The sequence below is a fragment of the Bacillus massilinigeriensis genome (genome assembly GCF_900117315.1).
GTDB lineage: Bacteria > Bacillota > Bacilli > Bacillales > Cytobacillaceae > Bacillus_BE > Bacillus_BE massilionigeriensis.
In genome coordinates, this window is record NZ_LT630337.1 from 3,884,211 (window position 1) to 3,902,329 (window position 18,119).

Annotated in this window: 18 protein-coding genes and 1 pseudogene; 3 read left to right on the plus strand and 16 right to left on the minus strand. The window is 34.3% G+C overall.

The genetic code is table 11. The features are described from left to right. The 12 genes and pseudogenes from BQ6100_RS22145 to BQ6100_RS19205 all read right to left on the minus strand — a co-directional run. Positions 1 to 154 (minus strand): annotated as a pseudogene (locus BQ6100_RS22145) (IS256 family transposase); the annotation flags it as partial. Positions 155 to 1,012: 858 nt separating this feature from the next. Next, complete coding sequence (locus BQ6100_RS19150) at positions 1,013 to 1,327, minus strand: MazG nucleotide pyrophosphohydrolase domain-containing protein (protein WP_075983123.1); 315 nt, start codon at positions 1,325 to 1,327, stop codon at positions 1,013 to 1,015. Positions 1,328 to 1,634: 307 nt separating this feature from the next. Next, complete coding sequence (locus BQ6100_RS19155; protein ID WP_075983124.1) at positions 1,635 to 2,636, minus strand: DUF4179 domain-containing protein; 1,002 nt, start codon at positions 2,634 to 2,636, stop codon at positions 1,635 to 1,637. A 14-nt stretch (positions 2,637 to 2,650) separates the two neighbouring features. Continuing rightward, positions 2,651 to 3,208: a sigma-70 family RNA polymerase sigma factor gene (locus BQ6100_RS19160; protein ID WP_075983125.1), complete on the minus strand. Its 558-nt coding sequence runs from the start codon at positions 3,206 to 3,208 to the stop codon at positions 2,651 to 2,653. 372 nt (positions 3,209 to 3,580) lie between these two features. Further along, on the minus strand, positions 3,581 to 4,435 hold the full coding sequence (locus tag BQ6100_RS19165) for a hypothetical protein (RefSeq protein WP_075983126.1): 855 nt from the start codon (positions 4,433 to 4,435) through the stop codon (positions 3,581 to 3,583). Between the two features lie 18 nt (positions 4,436 to 4,453). Further along, positions 4,454 to 6,871: a heavy metal translocating P-type ATPase gene (locus tag BQ6100_RS19170; protein WP_075983127.1), complete on the minus strand. Its 2,418-nt coding sequence runs from the start codon at positions 6,869 to 6,871 to the stop codon at positions 4,454 to 4,456. Between the two features lie 94 nt (positions 6,872 to 6,965). Next, positions 6,966 to 7,172 carry a copper chaperone CopZ gene (copZ, locus tag BQ6100_RS19175; protein ID WP_075983128.1) on the minus strand — a complete coding sequence of 69 codons (207 nt, stop codon included), beginning with the start codon at positions 7,170 to 7,172 and terminating at the stop codon, positions 6,966 to 6,968. Between the two features lie 14 nt (positions 7,173 to 7,186). Beyond that, the gene (locus tag BQ6100_RS19180; RefSeq protein ID WP_235816556.1) at positions 7,187 to 7,525 is read right to left on the minus strand and encodes a metal-sensing transcriptional repressor; all 339 of its coding nucleotides are present in this window, start codon (positions 7,523 to 7,525) and stop codon (positions 7,187 to 7,189) included. A gap of 222 nt (positions 7,526 to 7,747) precedes the next feature. Then, positions 7,748 to 9,070, minus strand: coding sequence for an MFS transporter (locus BQ6100_RS19190; protein WP_075983130.1), 1,323 nt, complete (start codon positions 9,068 to 9,070; stop codon positions 7,748 to 7,750). A gap of 524 nt (positions 9,071 to 9,594) precedes the next feature. Beyond that, positions 9,595 to 10,578: an alpha/beta fold hydrolase gene (locus BQ6100_RS19195; RefSeq protein WP_141770172.1), complete on the minus strand. Its 984-nt coding sequence runs from the start codon at positions 10,576 to 10,578 to the stop codon at positions 9,595 to 9,597. 79 nt (positions 10,579 to 10,657) lie between these two features. After that, positions 10,658 to 11,242, minus strand: coding sequence for an LOG family protein (locus tag BQ6100_RS19200; protein WP_075983131.1), 585 nt, complete (start codon positions 11,240 to 11,242; stop codon positions 10,658 to 10,660). Between the two features lie 68 nt (positions 11,243 to 11,310). After that, positions 11,311 to 11,655 carry a DUF4260 domain-containing protein gene (locus BQ6100_RS19205; protein WP_075983132.1) on the minus strand — a complete coding sequence of 115 codons (345 nt, stop codon included), beginning with the start codon at positions 11,653 to 11,655 and terminating at the stop codon, positions 11,311 to 11,313. Positions 11,656 to 11,869: 214 nt separating this feature from the next. Here BQ6100_RS19205 and BQ6100_RS19210 point away from each other — a divergent pair, with 214 nt between their 5' ends. Further along, the gene (locus BQ6100_RS19210; protein WP_159433182.1) at positions 11,870 to 12,628 is read left to right on the plus strand and encodes a carbon-nitrogen hydrolase family protein; all 759 of its coding nucleotides are present in this window, start codon (positions 11,870 to 11,872) and stop codon (positions 12,626 to 12,628) included. 434 nt (positions 12,629 to 13,062) lie between these two features. Here the strand turns inward: BQ6100_RS19210 and BQ6100_RS19215 are convergent, their stop codons facing one another. After that, entirely contained in the window at positions 13,063 to 13,884 is an 822-nt protein-coding gene (locus BQ6100_RS19215) for a PaaX family transcriptional regulator C-terminal domain-containing protein (protein WP_075983133.1), read from the minus strand. A 167-nt stretch (positions 13,885 to 14,051) separates the two neighbouring features. On the opposite strand from BQ6100_RS19215, the gene pdhA reads away from it, so the two are divergent. Together pdhA and BQ6100_RS19225 are read left to right on the plus strand one after the other, a co-directional pair. Continuing rightward, the gene (pdhA, locus tag BQ6100_RS19220; protein ID WP_075983134.1) at positions 14,052 to 15,086 is read left to right on the plus strand and encodes a pyruvate dehydrogenase (acetyl-transferring) E1 component subunit alpha; all 1,035 of its coding nucleotides are present in this window, start codon (positions 14,052 to 14,054) and stop codon (positions 15,084 to 15,086) included. A gap of 130 nt (positions 15,087 to 15,216) precedes the next feature. Continuing rightward, entirely contained in the window at positions 15,217 to 15,441 is a 225-nt protein-coding gene (locus tag BQ6100_RS19225) for a DUF2651 family protein (protein WP_075983135.1), read from the plus strand. A gap of 370 nt (positions 15,442 to 15,811) precedes the next feature. On the opposite strand, the gene BQ6100_RS19230 is transcribed toward BQ6100_RS19225, so the two are convergent. From BQ6100_RS19230 to BQ6100_RS19240, 3 genes are all read right to left on the minus strand, one after another. Further along, complete coding sequence (locus tag BQ6100_RS19230) at positions 15,812 to 16,279, minus strand: GNAT family N-acetyltransferase (RefSeq protein WP_075983136.1); 468 nt, start codon at positions 16,277 to 16,279, stop codon at positions 15,812 to 15,814. 116 nt (positions 16,280 to 16,395) lie between these two features. Then, positions 16,396 to 17,397: a phosphotransferase enzyme family protein gene (locus BQ6100_RS19235; RefSeq protein ID WP_075983137.1), complete on the minus strand. Its 1,002-nt coding sequence runs from the start codon at positions 17,395 to 17,397 to the stop codon at positions 16,396 to 16,398. Between the two features lie 177 nt (positions 17,398 to 17,574). After that, positions 17,575 to 18,045 (minus strand): GNAT family N-acetyltransferase, encoded by a 471-nt coding sequence (locus tag BQ6100_RS19240; protein ID WP_075983138.1) that lies wholly within the window; start codon positions 18,043 to 18,045, stop codon positions 17,575 to 17,577. Positions 18,046 to 18,119: the final 74 nt, after the last annotated feature.

Below are 18,119 nucleotides of genomic sequence, written 5' to 3' on the forward strand. Positions count from 1 at the left end.
GTTTTTCATAACCCAGCTGCTCATCGATTTCACATTGGAGAACTTCCTCCAATATATCGGCGAACATTTCTTTGATGGTTTCCATGATTTGATTAGTACTAGTGAATTTTTGTTCCTTCACCATTTCTTTGATTACTTCCTTTGGTAATTTCATGTCGAAAAATCCTCCTTAGCAAAAATTATTTATCCTAATTCTTGCCAAGGAGGATTGATTTCAGACTTATTTACACAAAATTTTCCGCAGTGTCGTTTTTTTCACCTACGTTTGTGTAGTATATCATGGCGTTGTTTGTGAATTATTGGAGAATATTGACTAACAATTACCTAGTAAACATAAAGGGTACTATATTAACACTGCATAGAACCTAATATTAGAGTAATTAATCTTCTTATGTATTTTCTCTCATCCTAAACCAATTATCTCTTGTTAATTTCATTTTTAAGAAATCAATTCATTTACCTTCAAATTCTAAGTTGTTTTTATCTACACTATCTAATAAAAAGCCAACTTTTCATATACTTTTTTTGCTCTGGGATTAAAATCAAAAAGATGTGCTTCCTGTAAGTTTTATAACCCCAGGATCCCATAACATTTTTCAATATAGGGAAGCCATCGGAATTAAATGGTCTAAGGATAACCTTCTCTCCTGAAATAATTGACTTTTCACTTAAATCAATCAGTAATTTGAATGAGACATAACTTTATTTAGATTAAGTCAAGTATACCCTCAGGTTTTTGAGCTATATAATAAGGATTAGCTGATTTATTTACGTCTCTTCCATCGTAACCCCCTTAAACCCAGATCACTTTTACGTTACTCTTGTTACAAGCAACTATATCTCAGTGCTCATCTCCCACATAAATTACTTCATTAGGTTGCAAATTCTTTGTTTTCAACATTTTTTTATTGTCGGTTCAATTGTCCTCGGATTGTACTAAACGAGCTATGTCCAGAATTCTGTAAAACTACAAATAGTTTTTCTGATGCAATCAGCTTAGTAGATTATTTTTTTATGTATACCGATTATCTAATTTATCACGATGAGACCTAAAAATATCTTCTAGCGGTATTTCATATTTATTTGCAATAACGATCAGGTTGCCTAGGACGTCCCCAAGTTCCTCTGTTAATTCTTTCTTTAGTTGTGATAATGTTCTTTTACTTTCATCGGGTCTATCTCTACCGATTTCTAGAGATCTTATTGCTCTAGCAACTTCTCCTGTTTCCTCAACTAAAAAACCAATTCTAATAAATATGTCTAATTCTGACCACCCTCTTTTTTCATAATAAGCTTTTACCCATTCCTGAAATTCATTAACGTTCAATGTATTTATCTCCCTAATATTTTTTTTACAGACAAAAATCAACTCTTGTTTGCTCCTCATACAATTTTTATCATTACTTGAAGGACTATTGTTTAGGACCAATTCATTCCAATTTCTTCTACATCTGTTCCTGCATATGTTTCATCTTTTGTCCGCCCTAAAATTCATAAATTTGGACTCACCTCAGTGAAAGGTCATTTAATCAACACTATGTATAAATAGAGAAAAAAACAGCCCTTATAACATACCATTCCTTCCCATTTTATTACTTCTATATTTACCGCTTAAACTAACGTTCGTTAAATCTTTATTTCACATCTATTTCAAAAATTTCATCATAGAGAATCACCTCGTTATTATCTACTCCTGCCTCATTAGAATAGATATATGGAATGACCTTCAGTTTGGCTATGTTGTTTTCTAATGCTATAAATCTATTAATGTTGATGTCACTTGAGAGCTGTCTAGAGAATTCTTGCAATTTCATCCCATTTTGATCTTCAAGTCTGAAGTAAAGGTCATTGGAAATACCCTCCATTTTATAAGTAATTACTGTTGAAACAGGAGTTAATATCAATTCTTCTACCGTCACTTTCTGACCCTCCTCTAGGATAAAATACTTATTGACTGGTATTGATTTCTTGTCTGCCCTGAGTTTTTCACCGGATGCAGTAAATTCAAAACTCCACTTTCCTTTTATTAATTTCTTTGAATCACTTCGTTCCAAATCATTAAAGACTATTTTAATTTGTTGATTATCTTGCAGTTTAATATTTTTTAAATCCGTAGCCCAAAAATAATTCACTGCTGAATTGGTTATTCCTTCGGGGCCTCCACCTCCCCCGAGGTCTGACTTTTTCCCATTAATATAAACCTCTATTTTTGAATACCAATTATAAGCCAAGTCATTATCCGATATATCCGTATGGAATGTACTACTAATAAGGAGTTGACCTTCATCTAATATTATTTCATTCAATGTCAGCTTCACTCCATTGCTTTCTACCGATTCTCCAATGACTGTTTTATAATCACTTAATGAACCTTCTTGTGAATGCACAAATTTCTCTAGTGCGTCCCCGATTATTGGAATATCTGCTAAAGTATATTTTGTATTCATCCCTAAAATTGTTATGACTACCAGCGAAGCTGCTACAGCAAGTATCCTTTCTTTATTACCAGACCTACTCTTTAACTTTGCCTTTATTCTTTTTTTAGTAGCTTTCTTTTCGATATCCGTTATTTGACCGTCTTCAAATTCTAATAGAGTAATTTTTTCATCATTTAAACTCTCGAATAAGTTTTTCATCTATTCACCTCATTCTATTTTCCACTTGCTGAATTACCTTGAAATAATGACCGAAGCTTTTTTCGCCCACGGGACAAACGATTATAAAGAACGGATCTTTCCAAACCCGTTTCATTTTCTAATTCATCGATATTTTTCTCTTCAGCATAATGTTTGATGAATAATGTACGATCTTCTTTCTTTAAGTAACTGAGCATTTTCTCAGTAGTACTACTTAACATATTTCTTGTTACATGTGCTTCTACGTCAAATGGACTTTCTACCATCTCATCATGGATATCTTTTTGCTCTAAATATCTTTTGTATTTTCTTTGATAATCAATTGCCTTGTATTTTGCGATAGCTGCTACCCAATTTTTAAGTGAATTTCTACTTTCGTCATATGAATGAATATTATCCCAGATAAGAAGTAGTACATCATCCAAACATTCCTCTTGAATAGATTCTAAATTGTACAAGTACTTTTGAATGACTTTTTTTATCAAACCTCCGTAACAATCGATGATATAATATAAAGCTTTTTCATTTCTTTTTGTTAACTGTTGCACAACGTTACTATCGTTTATTCTCATTCATTTCCTCCTCGTAAGTGGCCCCTACACAAGTTATTACGTAATCATTGTTCTTATTTCTATCAAGAAATTCATTTTTTCTAAAATTGTTTGTTCTTATGTATGGCATTACTCTTAGGTCCATAAATAAGAAAGTTATCTATTGATAACTTTAGTTAAAAGAACAGACCTAAATAAATGAATATTCTTCTTAATTAGATTCTTTAAGATCACTACAACTTTCTTAACGTTGTTAAAAATAGGGGAACCGTCTTGAAGATTGGCTTAGTGTTGTTAACCCGCATTTTCTTGACGGTACTCCTTTTATCCCCTTATAATTTAAATTTTGAACATAAAAAATGGAGCTACTTTTATATAGTAACTCCTAGCAACCTATGATTTTACTTCTACAATAAATGGGTAGACTGTAACATTCCCGTTTTCCCGAAATTCTGCCCATATTTTATAAATTCCTGGCTTTGAAAATTGCGTTTCGAAAACTGGTGTATCACCATCTAATGGATGTACGTGAAGATATTCATCTGCTTGTTCATCTAGAATCACAACGTGGCCTAATGCTCCTAAATATGATTCCAATTTGGCTCCGTGAACATCGAATGTCAAGTTAACCGGCTCATTCACGACTAATGATGTGGGTGTCATCGTTACTTTGTTTCCATTTATTGTTTTTTCTAGAGTTTGATCGATCTTCAAAGAGCTATGACTATGCTCTCCAGTGTCAGGATTTCCTACAGTAAATAAAATCGTTTGAACTTCATAATTTAGATCCTTTGGTTTAATATCAACGAATGCCTTATACGTACCTTCTTTTAGTGGACTTTCCACTTTAAATTGTCCTGGTGTAGTTTCTTCCGGATGTAGATGGAAGTATTGGTCTAAGTGATCATCCACTACGATCAAGTGAAGAAGCTTTTCATGGCTTACTTCTAAATCTGTTACAGGATTTCCAGCAAGGTCTTCAAGTCTTACTGTTAATGATTGATTCTCTTCTTTTACGGTTACCTTTACTTCACTTTCTGTACTAGTTTGTTGACCATGCTCATGTAATTCATCTCTAGAATGTGAGTCATGAGCTTTCCCAGCCTCTTTTGCTTCACTAGTTGAAGCAGTGTGCTCCTCAGTATGAGCGTCTAATTTTTCATCTACTCCGAAAACAGCTTCATAGGCAAAGTACCCAACAATGACAATAGCTAAATACAGAAAAGCTGAAATGATCCACTTTTTCATAGGACGTTCTCCTTTTATCTATAGTTTAACTCTTTGTAATCTAAGTGCATTCAGGACAACAGATACAGAACTAAACGCCATGGCCGCTCCTGCTAACCAAGGTGCTAGGAAGCCTAGTGCTGCAACTGGAATCCCAAGTGCATTGTAAGCAAATGCCCAAAATAGGTTTTGTTTAATATTACGAATGGTCTTTTTACTCATAAAGATCGCATCGGCAATGCTATTTAAGTCTCCACGAATAAGGGTAATGTCCGCAGCTTCCATTGCAATATCTGTTCCCGTACCGATTGCCATTCCAATATCAGCGATCGCTAAAGCAGGTGCGTCATTAATCCCATCTCCAACCATTGCAACAATTTTTCCTTGTTCTTGTAGCTTTTTCACTTCCTCTGCTTTTCCTTCTGGAAGGACTTCCGCTACAACTGAGTCAATACCAGCTTCTTTTGCAATCGCTTTGGCTGTACGCTCATTATCCCCTGTAATCATCACAACATTTAGACCCATGTCTTTTAGACGCTTTACCGCTTCTTTTGACGTTTCTTTAATTGTATCGGCTACTGCGACTATACCTGCATATTGATTATCGATCGCAATGAGCATCGCCGTTTTTCCTTTTTCCTCAAGCTGTTCCATTGTACGGAGTGCCTGCTCAATCTTGATGCTATGTTGTTGCATTAATTTCCTTGTGCCCGCTAAAATGAATTGGCCATTTACTTTTGCCTTTATTCCATATCCAGGAATCGCTTCAAACTCCTCAACCTCAGTAAGTTCGACATTTCTTTCCTTAATTCCAGCTACAATAGCCTCAGCCAGTGGGTGCTCAGATTGTTTTTCAGCTGTTCCGACAAGTTGTAAAAATTGATTTTCGTCCACTCCCTGCTCAACTAAAACGTCCGTTAAAACTGGAGTACCGTTCGTCACAGTCCCTGTTTTATCTAAAAGAATCGTTGTTAAACGGTGTGTCATCTCAAGGTGTTCTCCACCTTTAAATAATACTCCAAACTCTGCTGCTCTTCCTGATCCAGCCATAATGGAAGTAGGAGTAGCTAAACCTAATGCACATGGGCATGCGATGACAAGAACAGCAATTAATTTTTCTAGTGCTTCAGCAAAGTCTCCAGGTGCTACCCAGATGAACCAAACGAAAAATGTAAGAACCGCTATACCCACTACGATCGGGACAAAAATACCTGAGATTTGATCGGCCAATCGTTGAATTGGTGCTTTTGATCCTTGTGCCTCTTCCACCACTTTAATGATTTGCGCAAGTGCTGTGTCACGTCCGACCTTTGTTGCTTTCACCTTTAGGAATCCATTTTTGTTAATGGTGGAACCAATGACTATGTCACCGACTGTTTTATCAACAGGAACACTTTCACCCGTTAACATGGATTCGTCTAAAGCAGAGCGACCTTCAATGATTTCACCATCTACCGGTACCTTTTCTCCTGGTTTTACAAGGAGAAAATCACCAACAACTACATCCTCTAATGTAACCTCTTGTTCAACTCCATTACGTACAACTGTTGCCGTTTTTGCCTGAAGACCCATTAATTTTTTTATTGCTTCAGAAGAGCGACCCTTTGCTCGAACTTCAAATAATTTCCCTAAAATAATTAATGTAATAAGAACGGCGCTAGTTTCATAATACAATTCCACCATGTGACTTCCACTACCAATTGATACAATTGATAGGTATAAGCTATAGAAGTAGGCAGCAGAGGTACCTAAGGCAACTAGTACATCCATGTTTGCACTTTTGTTTCGTAAGGCTTTAAAAGCTCCAACATAAAATTGTTTCCCAACAATAAATTGAATAGGAGTAGCGAGTGTCAGCTGTACCCAAGGGTTCATAAACATGTCTGGAAGGTAAATAAAAGATGTAAAGCTAAAGTGACTAACCATTGCCCACAAAAGTGGAACGGATAAAATAAGTGAAAAGAGGAATTTTCCTTGTTGTGTTTCTAATTCTTTTGCCTTCATATCTACAAGGTCTTCTTTTTGATCATCTTTTAGAGTTGCTTTGTAACCAAGCTTTTCAACACGTTGTAACATATCGTTTAGACCTGTTTGTGATGGATTGTATTCAACGGTTGCACTTTCTAACGCTAGATTTACATTCGCTTTTGTAACACCCTCTATTTTATTTAAACCTTTTTCTATTCTTGTCGCACAAGCAGCACATGTCATGCCAATAATATTTAGCTCAACTTTTTCCTCGACTACGTCATATCCTAAATCATTTATTTTCTTTTTGAATTCATCTATTTGAACAACATTTGGATTGTATTTAATGGATGTTCTTTCTAGGGCGAAGTTTACATTCGCGTCTTCTACACCTTCTACTTTTTTAAGCCCCTTTTCAATTCGGATCGCACATGAAGCACATGTCATTCCTGTTATCGGAAGAACTGCTTCTTTAAGTTCCTGAGTCATCTTCTTAACCTCCCATACCCAGTGATGGTATATTTGTTTTCAAAAGGAAACGTGCATATCATTCAGCACGTTTCCTTCAGTATCAAATTTCAACTTAAACTACATCATAACCTTGATCAGCAATTGTTTCTTTAATCTCATCTAAAGAGACAACTGTTGAATCAAACGCTACATCCACCTTTCCTTCAGATAAGTGGACTTTCACTTCTGATACGCCATTTAATTTTCCTACATTTCCTTCTATAGAATTGACACAGTGACCACATGACATTCCATTTACAGTTAAGGTTACTTTCTCCATATCTATCTCTCCCTTTATTTTTTCATTAATCGTTGAATCGTAACTAGAAGTTCGTTGACTACCTCTAAATCACCATCTTGTATTCTTTCTGTTACACAACTTCTTAAATGATGATCTAATAATTCTTTGGAAAAGCTATTTAATGCTGATTGGACCGCTGAAATTTGTGTAATGACATCATCACAATACGTATTTTTTTCAATCATACCCTTAATACCACGAATCTGTCCTTCAATTCTGTTTAAGCGGGTAACCAAGGACTTCTTCACTTTTTCTGAGTGATGACTTACCTTTTCAGAATGATTGGAGCAGCAATTCTCACTTTCAATCAATTCTTCCTGTTCTTCAACCATATTCATAACCTCCTTATGAATATAATTTACCATACCCCCCTACCCTATGTAAAGTATTGATTGGAAAATAATTCTCTATTTTTTTTACATCAGAGGATTTACTTATTTTAAGAATGTTTCTTTCACCTAGTAGTTTATCGTTTTGTAATAATTTCCCTTTATTCTTAGGAGACGCATAGATTTTCATTTCACTATCGATAGTTGTTTCAACATAAACGCTTCTCATTTTTTTAAATTCATAAACAATAACAATGCTAAACCTGAAACAATCATTAATACTATAAATATATAGGCAAAACCGCTTGCAATAGACGATAAAATGATACCAGCAATTGTTGGTCCTATGGTCGAACCTAAGGATCTAAATAAACTTAGCAGCCCAACTGCTGAACCTGCTTCTTCCATTGAAGTTCCCTGTATCACTAGGATGTTTAGTGGTGCACCAATAATAATCCCAATTCCAAAACCAGTTATAGCAGCAGAAACAAGTAGCAATGAATAGGTAATCGGAAAGATGAAAGAAAGTGAACCGATTAATGTGATTGCAAACCCTAGAAACAATATGTTTCTTGCTCCCCACTTTGTAACCAAATACCCACCTATCAAGGAAGCAGCCATAGAAGCAATTGCAAGTGGAGCCACTCCATAAGACGATTGTGCCTTCGTTACATCAAAGTTTGTTTCTATATATAACGGTAAAAGATTCATTGTTGATGCCATTATGAAACCGGACATCAGTGATAAGGTTAAAATAATTAACACATATTTTGACTTGAAGTAATTCAGTTTGATGATAGGATCTTGTGAATGCTTTTCTGTTTTAATGAAAAATGGGACGATTAGTAAACCAATGATAAGTATTGGGACATTTTTCAATGTAATACCTAGCATAACAGAAAGGATAATCCCTGTTATTAAGATAATGCCTAAATAATCGATTGGTTTCTTACTAATTGTTTGTGGTAATTTCATCACACTCATTGAAAAAACAACCAAGATTGAAATAGGTACATTGATTAAGAAGATCCATTGCCATGCATAATTTTGAATGATATATCCTCCTACAATAGGCCCCATAATACTTCCTAAACCAAATACTACACCAATCCATCCCATTGCTTTCGCACGTTCTTCAGTTAGATAACTTACAGTAATGTAAGCAGCAGTAATCGGGAATATACCCCCTGTACCTATTGCCTGAATACTCCTTCCTACTAAAAAGGTCAAAAAGTTAGGAGCGACAGCTGATAGTAATGAGCCTAATCCAAATAACAGAATACCAATCATGAAAATTCGCTTTCTACCAAATCGATCAGAGAATTTGCCCATTAAGGGTATACTAACTGCAAAAAGTAAGGTATAAATCGTGAAACTCCACACCCCCCATGAAGTATTGATGCCAAATGTACTAACAATCGAGCTTAATGCGGGCCCGACAATTCCGTGATCTAGGGCTCCCATAAAGATTCCAGTAAGATAAATACTTAACACAAGTGATTTTTGTTTACTTTGCATTTGTAATTTGTTTTCTAATAGTGCTTCCATAACCTTTAACCTCCAATATATAACAAGGAAATAATTGCTATATTTATTACATACTATACCCCTGTAATGTATGTAAAGGAAATGTTTTATATTTTATTCCAACTTAAATTTAGATAAAGTTCTCCCCTGAACACAAGCATACATAATCTCTTTCAACCTCTAAATTATTGCAGTTCTCCTTCTGAACGCCAGATGCTGCATTAGGCTCCATTTATTGCATAAATATAATAATAATGATGCATGGACTGCTACTCTAGTACTAGAAAAAGGTATGTCTCATTAGTCAGATTTTCATTGAGAAACGCCTAGGTTTCAGTTGTAAAATAGAGTGTATCAGTACCAAGTAGTTATTTATAAGATAGGTAAGAGTTTGAAGTTATCGCTCTCCTACCGATTCTTAGATCTCACTTAATGTAACGACTGTCTTATCAAAAGCTACATCCAGTTTTCCTTAAGATAAGTGAATCTACACTTCAAATGAAATGAATCCTTCTAACTGAGAACCGTCGCTCCTGGGTCTTGCTTTATTCAGTTCCAATGTAGTCCTCAATAAAATCATTAATTTGTTTACTCATATCCTGAGATTTTGTCCAGTGTAAATAATGATGTCCATCCAAGATGATGAGTTCGCTAGAATCTTGATTACGTAATTGGTCTTGATAAAATGTGACATTTGATTTTCCTTCTTCATTTACCTTGTCTTCCTTTGTCGTGAACATCATAATAGGTATGTTTGGAGGAAATGACATATCCTTTGTCTTCTTGATATTATTGCTTAATTCTTGTGCTTCTTCTATAACATTAGAATTGTATGCCTTCCAAGCAGAAAGCTTCTCAGTCATCTGTAAATTTTCTTCAGAATAAGTCCCTTCATCTGCGATTGGAAGAAAATTATCAGGAATGACATTTACCGCAACTCTTGCGATTCCCATTGGGGCGACAAGTTTCAAAAATCCTGGTAAACTTGGTGCAGCTTCTTGAAAGTATTCTGTTGCCATCGGTAAAGTGCTATCAATTCCAATAATAGCTTCTACCTCATCAGGGTATTTATTTACGTAATACATGCTATAAATTCCCGAAACGGAGTGAGGCATTAAGATATAAGGCCCATTGATATTGCTTTCCTTAAGAGCTGCTCTGATTTCCTCCGTAATGTTCTCAACTGTTCGTTCCTTCTTTGTTACGTCGCTCCAGCCATAACCAAAGGGCTCTATGACTACAACTTTATTATTTTTTGCCATTTCATTCATCAACGGTTCGAAATCTAGCGCAGGAGCTGTCGTACCTAATCCACTTAATAGGACAACGGTATGTTCACCCTCCCCCTCTGTATACACGTGCATTTTCTTCCCATCAACCTCAACTAACTGCCCAATTGCAGAGTACTTCTTTTGCTCAAATTTAGTCATCACCTGATGGTATACAATCCATAGTAGAAAGATAGATAATAAGATTAAAAATACATTTCTAACAATTCTCCAAAATTTATGCTTTTTTTTCCCTTTCATTATTTCACTTCTCTCTTATTAATTTTGTGCTATAGGATGGTTCTTTAGGCGATATGTCAGATTTATATCATAAAAGCAATTAATTTATCACTTTTGAAGTAGAATACGTTTTTATTGAAAGTGGCTCAAACTGGTAAAGTTCTCTTAATAAAGCTTCTGGCTTGTTTTCTATAATCGCGAAAGACCTGAATCTTTCATGTAAAAACTTTTGTTCAATCATATGGTCAAGCAAATCAAGTAATGGATTAAAATAATCTTTGACGTTAAGAAGTCCACAAGGCTTTTGATGCAATCCAATTTGCGCCCATGTGAAAATTTCAAAAAATTCCTCCATTGTTCCAGGACCGCCTGGTAAAACAATAAAGCCATCAGCTAACTCTGACATTCGCGCCTTTCTTTCATGCATAGTCTCGACGACATATAATTTGGATAACAGTTTATGCGAGATTTCCCTCTCTTCTAACAACTTAGGAATTACCCCGATGACCTCTCCACCATTATGTAAAACCGAATCAGCTAATGTTCCCATCATTCCTACACTAGCCCCTCCATAAACCAATGTGATTCCCCTTACTGCTAGTTCTTTTCCAAGTTCTGCTGCTACTTCTTTATATTCTTTTTGTGCCCCATCACTCGACCCACAAAAAACAGCTACTCTCTTCATAATTTATTCTCCCTTCAAATATCCTTTAGATGTACAAATGGACTCACCATTAATGGTTGTATTAAAACTTAAAACCTACCAAGATGTGTATCTTTAAATCCAGTGCTGTATTTTAATCCATAGCCTAAGGAGCGGTCCATTCCAATATGAGCACTCCAAATCAAGCCAACCAATAAGAGGATATCAACTTTCATTAAAATTGACACTCCTATTAAAAGTAGAGGAATCGTATAAGTATGAAAAATGTTATAAATATATGCACCCATTTTATTATTAACTGCATATCCTACCATTCCTACATCAGGCGCAAGTAAAAAGATAATAAATACTATCCAACTAAATTCATTTACATAATAAAATCCAATGGCAAGTAAAAATACAATGAACCCTTCTAAACGCATTATTTTACTCATTCTACTAACCTCCTATAAACTCCATATTTATTCGACTTATAAAAAGGGCAAAAATTACTTAGACAAAAAAACTCCTTTATATTATAATCGTCTTAACACTAACGAACGTTAGTACATTGAATATTATAATACTTCTTTTTTAAATTGCAACAAAAAAATACCAATTACTAGCAAGAAAGTTTAAAAATTGAGGATAGGGAAGGAGCATTATATGATGGATGAGAAAAAGAATATAACTATTGCATTAGCTCAAATTTCGGTAATGGACGGAGACCTCGAATACAACTTAAAGAAGCATTGTGCTGTCATTGAAGCTACAGGAAAACATCACAGTAATTATGTCATTTTTCCAGAACTATCTTTAACGGGGTACGAATTAGAGCGTTCAGATCAACTTGCATTCTCTTATGAAGATGAGAGATTAATTCAAATTCGAAGCTGCTGTATTACCAATAATATAAATGCTGTGGTTGGAGTTCCCGTTAGGTTTGGAAAAGATATAATGATTTGCAGTTTAATATTCTTTAAAGACGGTACTTTTGAACTTTATACCAAACATTTTTTATATCCTGGCGAGGAACAATATTTTATTCCGGGGAATTTGGATCCTAAAATAATAGAAAAGAATGAAATATTTTCCTTTGCAATTTGCGCGGATACAAACAACCCTATACACAGAAGCAATGCTTACAGCACTAACACCTCGGTTTATATCACAAGCGCATTGTTGTCAGACAATGGTTATTCAAACGATACTAAGGTACTTCAGCACACGGCAAAAAAGTATAATATGACAGTCTTTATGGCAAATTATTGTGGTGAAACTGGCGGATATAAAGCTGCTGGGGGAAGCTGTGCATGGAATTCAAGTGGAGAACTAATTGGTAAAATGGACTCTTACACGGAAGGAATATTACTTATAGAATGTACAGATACCCGTGAATGGTCATTGGATAAGATAATTGCTTTTTAGAATAATGGAAAGGAAGAGAGTAAAAATGCTATATACGAAATTGACAAGTTGCCTCCATTATCAGTTGATGATCTCTATCGACAAATGTAAGAGAACCTTACCAATTAAACATTCCCGTATTTAGCCTTCTGCTCTTTAGAAACAAAACGCTTAAGGCGCTTTCTCAGCCCCGGCAAGCAAATCTTCTGTGTCAATAAAAGTCGTGTTTTGACTTCTTGACACTCATTTCTACCTCGAAGGGCTAGGTGCTGAAGCTAGACCTAAATACACCTCATTTAGAAATATCCACAGCAAAAAAGTTAATCATTGTACGCTAAACAACAAAAAAACGCTAATCCTTTGGATTAACGCACCCTATACGTAAAGTACAATATTCACACTCTTACTTTTGCTACCTTATTTTATTATAACAGTTCAGTAAGAAAGCACTGATCCTATAGATCCTTCTCTACAAAAATGTAATAGATAGACTCTTTAGGAATAATATTTGCTATCAACTTATATAACCTATTTAATTCTGATAATACCTTTGTACCTCCCCAGCTCCCCGGTAAAAATTCTGGTGGTAACATGGGATCAATATCCAACAGTTCATTTATTAATTTACATATCTCTAAATAATAGCTAAATGCTATTAAATCATCCGGATGTTGATTATTTAGTAGCTTATTAATATCTGATTTACGTTCCATCTCAAACCGTTCAAATTTTTCTTTATATATATTATTCAGTTCTTCAATCTTCCATATTTCTAATGCTTTATTTGCTCCTTTCTCACCATCTTTGGAAATCTTATTTAATAGGAATTCATTACTTGCAAGAATCGTTACATAATCCTCAATTTCAAGTGTGTCGATAATATTAATTACATCTTTTGTTATATCCCAAGGGTAAACATACACACTTTTATTTAATTGCCCAAATCCAAATTGAATCAGTTTTCTCCTAAATATATCTCTTTTTTTCCTTAACATTTCTGGTATTTCAATTAAAATGATGTACCATTTCCCATCCCAATGCTTGCTGTATAAATCCCTTTTAAAATATAAAGAACTGAGGACTTCTTTTCCTAATGGAGTAATTCGATAAATGGCACGATTTAATGAATCAATATATTTTTCCTTTTTTAATTTAGTTAATAAATTTCTAATTATTTGTGGGGTATAGCCCATAGCTTCATATGTTTTGATTAGCTTTTTACCTTCAATTTCTCCCACTTTAGAGAGTAAATATAGCAATTGCTTTTCAAGTGTCAAAAAACTCACCTCAATATTAATGATATAGAATGTCCATAGATTTTCAACTAATATTTTTAGTAATCGATCTATACATTCATAACTAATATTGACAGTATTAGCCAGAATATTTATAATGTAAATATATACGCTCGTATAAAATATACTTATAAAAGGTGTTGGTTCTTTTGAATGAAAATCTACTACATAAAATTGAAAAAGAATTTCAAGAATTTAGGGTTTTAGATGAAGAAGGAAATGTAATTGATGAGCTGAATTTTCCGAACTTGCCCGATAATGATTTAGTTGAATTGATGAGAAGAATGGTTTATACAAGAACTCTTGATAAACAATCTATTTTGTTAAATCGCCAAGGGAGACTTGGTTTTTATGCTCCAACATCTGGGCAAGAAGCATCAATGATAGGAAGTCAATTTGCACTTGAAAAAGAAGATTGGATACTACCGGGTTATCGAGATATTCCACAGTTATTCTTTCATGGTGTACCATTACAAAATTTATTTCTTTGGTCCAGAGGACATTTTAAAGCTGGTCAATTTCCAGACGGTGTTAATGCGTTGCTTCCACAAATCATAATTGGTGCACAAATTATTCAAACTGCAGGTGTAGCACTTGGTTTAAAGAAAAAACATCAAAAGGCAGTTGCTGTAGGATATACGGGTGATGGCGGTTCCTCACAAGGCGACTTTTATGAAGGAATGAATTTCGCCGGAGCCTTTAATACGCCAGCAATCTTTTTTGTCCAAAATAATCAATTTGCGATCTCTACACCATTTTCAAAGCAAACTGCAGCTAAAACAATCGCACAAAAATCTGTTGCGGCTGGAATTAAGGGTATAAGAGTAGATGGAATGGATGTATTAGCTGTTTATAAAGCAACAAAGGATGCACGTAATCAAGCAATTAATAACGAAGGACCAACACTTATCGAAGCACTAACATATCGATTTGGTCCACATTCTACTTCAGGTGATAATCCTGACCTTTATAGAGAGTCAGATGAAGTTGAAAAATGGAAAAGCAAAGACCCTTTAAATCGCTTCCGGAAATTTCTTAATAAAAGAGGACTGTGGAACGAAGAGCTAGAAGAAGCTATAATTCTTGGTGCAAAGGAAGATATTAAAAATGCTATAAAGGAAATTGACAAGTTACCACCACAAACAATTGAGGATCTTCATCGCCATATGTATGAGAAACAATAAATTTATAAAGTCACCATAGGTATATTTTGCACAAATTTTAAGGCACTTTTCGTAATCCTTGTTGCTTTTAGATAAAAATTAACTAGGTCTTGTATAGAATGGTATAACCTATAAAGAGGTAATAGTAGATATGGAATTTTTTCTGGTATTATTAATATGTCCTATCATTGTTCTTGTAGCATCAATTATCGGTTTCATTTTGGTTAGAAGATGGTTTGTAATGCCACTATTAACATTAGTTGTGTTCACCATCTTAACTTTCTCTGTTTTCAATGAATCTTTCTTTATTTGGGTTGTAGTTTATACAATAATTTCGTTCATTGTCAGTTTAATTATGAGATTTATTAAGAAGTAACTTAGTTCTTCTTATTAGGAAAAAGATACCGTCAATAGACGGTCCTTTTTTTGCAATACCCAAAGCATTGACAGTTGTATGATTCAATTTTTGACACGCTGAAAGCATCTGCTCTACTCGTTTTAAAAAAATATCTAAAACGGGAACACGCAGATACTTGTTTATACGCTCTTATTCCTGGTGCAGGGAAAAAGTAACCTTGGTAAGAAGATGGAAAATTCATACGATCGATATAGTCAATGCAACATTTGATTTGGCTGTAGGACATTGGAACTAACCTGCTTCTTTTTTTGCATAGTCCTATACCATTTCTATTAATAGACAGGTTATGCCCTCTACTTTATGAAGACACTACCAAAATAAGTTTGCTTCAGTTTGGTACATCTAGTTTAAAAACAAGTTCTCCATACATATTTGCTTTTTTCTGACTTGTAAATCCTATCTTTTCATATAAATGTATTGCATGATTATTCTCTTTCTCTACAGTTAATGAGATGCTTTTACATGCGGGATGTGTCTTTTTTATGAAGTCTACTATAATATGTAAAGAATCTTTTCCATAACCTTTTCCTTGGAACTTCTTATCAATTTGAAATCCACCGATCCAGTAATTATGCTCACTACCTGGTGTATAAGAAATGTAGAAAGCACCAATGATTGAATCGTTACAATAAAGAGCGTAAGGATCTAGCGCTTCATCCCAAGGCTTAAGATATGCAAAAGCAAGAGATTCTGCCACAGTGGGAACAAATGTACTTTGGTTTTCATGAACAGATATTTTGAATGCTTCTTCCCAATTCTCTTTTGTAATTTCTCTAACTAAAATGTTTCGTGTCATAATATCCCTCTTTTTTTCTAATTCTCCTTAAGATACATCATATTCGCACTATAATAACTAACGTTTGTTAGCACATAATACTATTATATCCCTTCTTCCAAGAAATGCAATAAAATTCACCTGCTTTGTTGTATAATTTTATCTATTAATCTATCCTTGTTGTCGATTAGCCAAGCTTCACTTGCAAGTATCCAATCTATGATTCCAATTATCCAATTTTCACTATCAAGCCCTTTTACATACCTTGCCGTAAAGTAAACGAACATGGCAGCACGACGAAGTCTTATCAAAAAAGGAATATACAATAATTCATTTTCGGTTAAGGGGGTAACACTAACATATCCTTTTGTCAGCATGCCTATGTTGGTTAGACTTTGGTCCATTTCCCATAATGCTGTTGGTCCTCCGCCTAGCGCAATTGCCAAATCCATAGGACGTACATCATAACAACAAAATTCAAAGTCGATGATTCCAGTTATCTTTCCTTTGATAGACAATATATTGCCCGAAGTATAATCACCATGAATATACTGTTTTCCAAGCAGATGATAATAACTATTATCAATCTCCTTATCAAGTTGTTGAAAGATCTTATGTAGTTCGTGTTTTTTTGCAATAGAAGTTGGTAAATGATCAACAATTTTATCAATACCTTTAATTAAAGGATGAAATTGACGAAATTGATCATAGGCAGGATTTCTTCCCAAATCTTTATATACATCTTCACTTAGTCTACTTAGTGCTTTATTTAACTCTCCTAATGCCTTTCCAGCTTCATAAGCTTGTTTAGCATCGCTTAAATCTGGATTAATCCCTTTTAACAAAGGCATTAAAATAGAAATGGTTCCATTTTCAGATGACTGATATAAATAATCACCAGTATGGTTCATTATAAAAGTGGGTACTTCAAAGGAAAGCTGACAATTACTTAGGTACTCCAGTATCAAATACTCACGTCTAACCTTGGTTATATCACTTTCACTCTCATAAATTCTTAAAATATACGAATTATCCTCTGTAATTATAGAGTATGTTTTATTCATAAAGCCTTGATTAATTTCCCTAATCTCTATAATCCTACCAATATCCCATGTATTGCAAATCAATTTTAAGTCCATATTAACTACTCCTAACGAATTAACGTAAACTATTTACCGAAACATTTTCTAATTAAACGTATAACTGTTTTTTTACTTAGATAGTTTTAACGAATAACCTTGTGAGCATAAAAATTAGAACTATAATAATTGAAATATTCTATGTGAAAAAGAGACCATCCAAGACGGTCTCCACTACTAGTTAAGATTTAAACAATAAAGTGGCTCGGTTTCTTCCCCAAATTCTACGACACGGCCAGTGTCTTTGAAACCCAGACTCATATATAAGTTTTTTGCTCTGTCATTAGTTGGAACAAAACTTGTATAGATTTCTCCACAAGAGAGCTTTCTCATTTCCTTGATTATTTCCAGCATGGCTAATCTTCCATAACCTTTTCCCTGGTATTTATAGTCGATCATTAACCTTGTAATAAAATACACATGTAAAATGGGAGAAAGTCCATACATCGCAAAACCTATCATCTCATTCTCATTATTGTAGATTGCTTTCGTAACCCATTCAGGTTCAACCTTTGATTGTGCAATGGAAAAGACATTTGAAGCAACATTTTCCTCAAAAAGAGGGTAACCTGTAGACTCCTGCGATTTTAACATTATACATTGAAAAAAGTTATTGCTATCTATATCTCGTAAAGTTATACCATTCATATTCTTTTCTCCTAAAATTGAAATCTAAGACACTTCGGTACACATTCTGACTGAAAATGATACTATGCTAGTAG